This window comes from Roseateles sp. (genome assembly GCF_036404855.1).
In the GTDB taxonomy this organism is placed as follows: Bacteria; Pseudomonadota; Gammaproteobacteria; order Burkholderiales; family Burkholderiaceae_C; genus Pelomonas.
Genome location: NZ_DASWYS010000379.1, coordinates 1 through 4,450, shown reverse-complemented (window position 1 = coordinate 4,450; position 4,450 = coordinate 1). Strand labels below are relative to the sequence as shown.

At 69.6% G+C, this 4,450-nt stretch carries 6 protein-coding genes; 5 read left to right on the top strand and 1 reads right to left on the bottom strand.

Annotated elements, in window-relative coordinates:
- On the bottom strand, positions 1-345 hold a 345-nt coding region (locus VGF12_RS25645), incomplete at its 3' end, for a DUF6088 family protein (RefSeq protein ID WP_331178883.1).
- A 261-nt stretch (positions 346-606) separates the two neighbouring features.
- On the opposite strand from VGF12_RS25645, the gene dusA reads away from it, so the two are divergent.
- The 5 genes from dusA to VGF12_RS25620 all read left to right on the top strand — a co-directional run.
- On the top strand, positions 607-1,560 hold the full coding sequence (gene dusA / locus VGF12_RS25640; RefSeq protein ID WP_414710205.1) for a tRNA dihydrouridine(20/20a) synthase DusA: 954 nt from the start codon (positions 607-609) through the stop codon (positions 1,558-1,560).
- Positions 1,561-1,572: 12 nt separating this feature from the next.
- Positions 1,573-2,151 (top strand): methylated-DNA--[protein]-cysteine S-methyltransferase, encoded by a 579-nt coding sequence (locus tag VGF12_RS25635; RefSeq protein WP_331178882.1) that lies wholly within the window; start codon positions 1,573-1,575, stop codon positions 2,149-2,151.
- A gap of 25 nt (positions 2,152-2,176) precedes the next feature.
- On the top strand, positions 2,177-3,424 hold the full coding sequence (locus VGF12_RS25630) for a DEAD/DEAH box helicase (RefSeq protein WP_331178881.1): 1,248 nt from the start codon (positions 2,177-2,179) through the stop codon (positions 3,422-3,424).
- On the top strand, positions 3,414-3,878 hold the full coding sequence (locus VGF12_RS25625; protein ID WP_331178880.1) for a CYTH domain-containing protein: 465 nt from the start codon (positions 3,414-3,416) through the stop codon (positions 3,876-3,878). Before VGF12_RS25630 ends, VGF12_RS25625 begins: the two co-directional genes overlap by 11 nt.
- Positions 3,879-4,096: 218 nt before the next feature.
- A partial coding sequence (locus tag VGF12_RS25620) for a hypothetical protein (protein WP_331178879.1) occupies positions 4,097-4,450 on the top strand: 354 nt, incomplete at its 3' end.

Below are 4,450 nucleotides of genomic sequence, written 5' to 3'. Positions count from 1 at the left end.
GCTGCGCCCGGAGGTCAGATAGACCTCGCGAATCGGCACCTGCTGGGTCAGGCCCAGCGCGTTCGCCGCGTTGGCGCCATGCGGCGTGACCACCTCACCACTTTGCGCAGCCAGGGACTGCACGACCTTCTCTGGAGCCGGTGCGCGCGTCCCGAACCGGCTGGAAACCGGCGTGACGTAGGTGCCGCGCGCCACCCGAAGCAACTTGCCTTCCCTGGCCAGCCGCGAGAAGGCCTGATCAACCGCGGCTCGGCTCCCAAGGTGCAGAAACTCCTTGGGCGACACCAGCCCGCCCTCGGGCAGGGATTCGGCGTGCGACAGGATGGAGCGGGGGAGCGTGCTCATGGCGGGGGCCTCTTGGGTCAGAAATTTATCGTCGTTTCTGACATTTTGCACCGCGCGAGGCTGTTCGCAGAGATGGGCGGTGGCATGTGCGAGTAGCCAGCAGGTTGATGGCGGACCTTTTCGGGCTGGCCAAGTAAAATTTAGATGCTTGGTCCGATTGACTGCAGGCCCTTCTTTACATTTCTATCGCTTGACTTGAGGCCGTTTTTGGATCAATCTATTGAATTGCATGGTAATCGGTGGAGATTGTCTGTCGCTCCGATGATGGACTGGACCGACAAGCATTGCCGGTACCTGCACCGACTCATCACCCGCCATGCGCTGCTCTACACCGAGATGGTGACCACGGGCGCGCTGCTGCACGGCGACCAGCCGCGCCACCTGGACTTCAACGCCGAGGAGCATCCGGTCGCCTTGCAACTGGGCGGCAGCGAGCCCGCGGATCTGGCTGCCTGCGCGAAGCTGGCCGAGCGCTGGGGCTATGACGAGGTCAACCTGAACTGCGGCTGCCCCAGCGAGCGCGTGCAGAAAGGGGCATTCGGTGCGTGCCTGATGGCAGAACCGCAGTTGGTCGCCGACTGCGTGAAGGCCATGCGCGATTCGACGACGCTGCCTGTCACCGTCAAGCACCGCATCGGCATCGACAAGATCGAGAGCTACGACTTCGTGCGCGACTTCGTCGCTACCGTGGCCGCGGCCGGCTGCGAGGTCTTCATCGTGCATGCCCGCAACGCCTGGCTGCAAGGTCTCTCCCCGAAGGAGAACCGCGAGATTCCGCCATTGCGCTATGAGCTGGTGGCCCGGCTCAAGCGCGAGTTCCCGCACCTCACCATCGCCATCAATGGCGGCCTGAAGGCGCCGGACGAGATTGCCGCGCAGCTCGAGGTGCTGGACGGCGTCATGGTCGGTCGCGAGGCCTATCACGAGCCCTGGAGCATGGCGCAGTGGGACTCCCGTTTCTTCGGCGCAGCCGATCCGGCCGCGAATCGCGAGCAGGTCGAGGACCAGTGGCTGGCCTATCTCGACCGCCTCCACGCAGCGGGGCGGTCCTGGCCGCACGCCATGCGCCATGCGCTGGGGCTGTGGAACGGCACGCCCGGCGCGCGCCGGTGGCGCCAGGTGTGGAGTGACCACCGCCTCAAGGGGCTGGCGCCGCGCGAGGTGGCCGAGCGTGCCACGGCGGCCCGGCTGGCAGGCCTCGCCGTCGCGGCCTGACACGAGGATGCCATGGACCCCGCCGGCCCCGGCCCTGACCTGCCACCCGACGAGCCGCTGTGGTGCCACAGCTTCGACACGGCGCTGGGCCGCTGTGGCCTGGTCTGGAGCGAGCGCGGCATCGTGGCCTCACTGCTGCCGGATGCGAGCCCCGAGTGGCTGAAGCAGCGCCATCCGCGCGCGGAGTTCGTGGTGCAGGTGCCGGCCCACATTGGCCATGCCGTGGACGGCATCCGGTCGCTGCTCGCCGGGGAGATGCGTGACCTCGGCGACATCGTCCTCGACGAGCGTGGCATTCCGGAGTTCCGCCGCCAGGTCCACGCGCTGACCCGTGCCATCCCGCCGGGCCAGACCCGCACCTACGGCGAGATCGCCGCAGCCCTGGGTCAGCCGGGTGCGGCACGCGCGGTGGGGCGGGCCGAGGGCGACAACCCCTTTCCGCCCATCGTGCCCTGCCATCGCGTCATGGGCGCGGGCGGTGAGCCCACGGGCTTCTCGGCGCCCGGGGGTGTCGAGACCAAACGGCGCATGCTGCTCATCGAGGCCCGTGCGGCCGGCCAGCTCGCCGGCGACCAGCAACGGCTGTTCTGAACGGGCGTCGCGAGACAATCGCGCCATGTCCTTCGCTTCCCTGGGCCTGTCGCCCGCCCTGCTGCGCGCCGTGCGTGATCAGGGCTATCACGCGCCCACTGCCGTGCAGGCGGCCGCGCTGCCCCCCATCTTGGCCGGTGCCGACGTGCTGGCCCTGGCGCAGACCGGCTCCGGCAAGACCGCCGCCTTTGCGCTGCCGCTGCTGCAGCGGTTGGTGGCCTCGCCGCCGCGGCCTGGGCCGCGCGCGCTGGTGCTGGCACCCACGCGGGAGCTGGCCGCGCAGACGGCTGAGTTGCTGCGCGAGCTGGCAGCGCTGTTGCTGCACCGTCCCAAGGTTGCGCTGGCTTTTGGCGGCGTGTCCATCAACCCGCAGCTGATGGCGCTGCGCGGGGGCTGCGACGTGATGGTCGCCACGCCTGGCCGTCTGCTGGACCTGCTGGCGCACAACGGCCTGCAGCTCTCCGGCGTGGAATGCCTGGTGCTGGACGAGGCCGACCGGCTGCTGGGCCAGGGTTTCGCCGACGAGCTGCAGCGCGTGCTGGCCCTGTTGCCGGGGCGACGTCAATCGCTGCTGTTCTCTGCCACCTTCCCGCCTGCCGTGCAGGCACTGGCGGGCCAACTGCTGCGCGACCCGGTGCGCATCCACATCGAGGAGGCGCCACCGCAGATCACGCAGCGCGCCATCCAGCTCGACCGCGCCCAGCGCCTGCCCGCGCTGCGCCAATTGCTGCGTGATGAGGATTGGCAGCGGGCGCTGGTCTTCGTTGCCAGCCGCTACACGGCCGACCTGGTCTCGGACAAGCTCTTCGCCCATGGCTTCAAGGCGGGCGTGTTGCACGGCGAGCTCAGCCAGGGCGCGCGTCGCGACGTGCTGGCTGCCCTGAAAGCCGGCAGCGTCAAGGTGTTGGTGGCCACCGACGTCGCCGCGCGTGGCCTGCACGTTGAGCAGCTGGACGCCGTCGTCAACTACGAGCTGCCGCGCTCCGCAGCCGACTACACCCACCGCATCGGCCGCACGGGCCGCGCGGGCGCGCGGGGGACGGCAGTCAGCTTCATCTGCGCGGACAGCCCAGAGAACGCCGAGAGCCATTTCCGCCTCATCGAGAAGCGCCAGGGTCAGCGTGTGCCGCGCGAACGACTGGCGGGGTTTGAGCCGCAGGCCGTGGCCACCGAGGCCGAGGCCACCGGCGGCATCAAGAGCACGACGCGCAAGAGCAAGAAGGACAAGCTGCGCGAGGCCGCGGCCCGTGCCGGAGATCACGATGGGCATTGAGATTGAACGCAAGTTCCTCGTCGCCGGCGAGGGCTGGCGCCAGGCCGCGACCCGCCAGACCCGCTTCAGCCAGGGCTACCTCAGCCGCGACCCGGCTCGCACGGTGCGAGTACGACTCGCGGGCGCACACGCATTCCTGACCATCAAGGGCGCGACGACGGGCGCCACGCGGGCCGAGTTCGAGTACGAGGTGCCGCTGGCGGACGCGCACCAGTTGCTGGCGATGTGCGACGGGCCGGTGGTCGAGAAGGTCCGCCACCTGTGCGGGCATGCCGGCATGACCTGGGAGGTAGACGAGTTCCTGGGGGCCAACGCCGGCCTCGTGGTGGCCGAGATCGAGCTGCAGTGCGAAGACCAGCCCTTCGAGCGCCCGGCCTGGCTGGGCGAGGAGGTCACGGGCGATACACGCTACGTCAATGCCAACCTTGCCGTGAGGCCGTTCGCCAGTTGGTGATCCCGCGGGGGCGGCAGGCCGGCTTCCGCCGGACGCCCCGGATTGGATGGCGGGCTTCCGGCTGTCACGGGTCGGGTGACGTTCTGCTGGGGCAGGGCGTGGGCACGGTTCTTGTACGGACCCCGCCAGTCGTGTCATACGCCGGCAACCCTGGCCGCCGACGATGCGGCACGGTTGTGCCTGCGTGGCGTCTGCAAGGCGCCGCGACTCCCCCGCTCATGCCCCTGCCGTCCTTCCTGTCCTCGCTGCTGAACCGCTCCCGCGCAAGCCTGCTCGTGGTGCTGGTCTTCGTGCTGCCGCTTCAGGGGGTGGTGCAGCTGGTGGCCGGGGTGCAGGGGCATCGCCATGTGCATATCGGCGCGCAGCAGGTGGAGACCCCTTGGCGGGACGCGGCGCTGTCGCTGCTGGGCCAGCCGCTGCGCGCCGCGCTGGAGCGCCTGCACGCCGCCCATGACCCGCGGTTGAGCGGGCAGAAGTTCAGCTGGATGGCGAACCGCGGGCCCTCCTCCGCGATGCACGAGCATGGTGGCGTCTTTCACGAGCACTCGGCCGAGACGCACGACGTCGTCGAC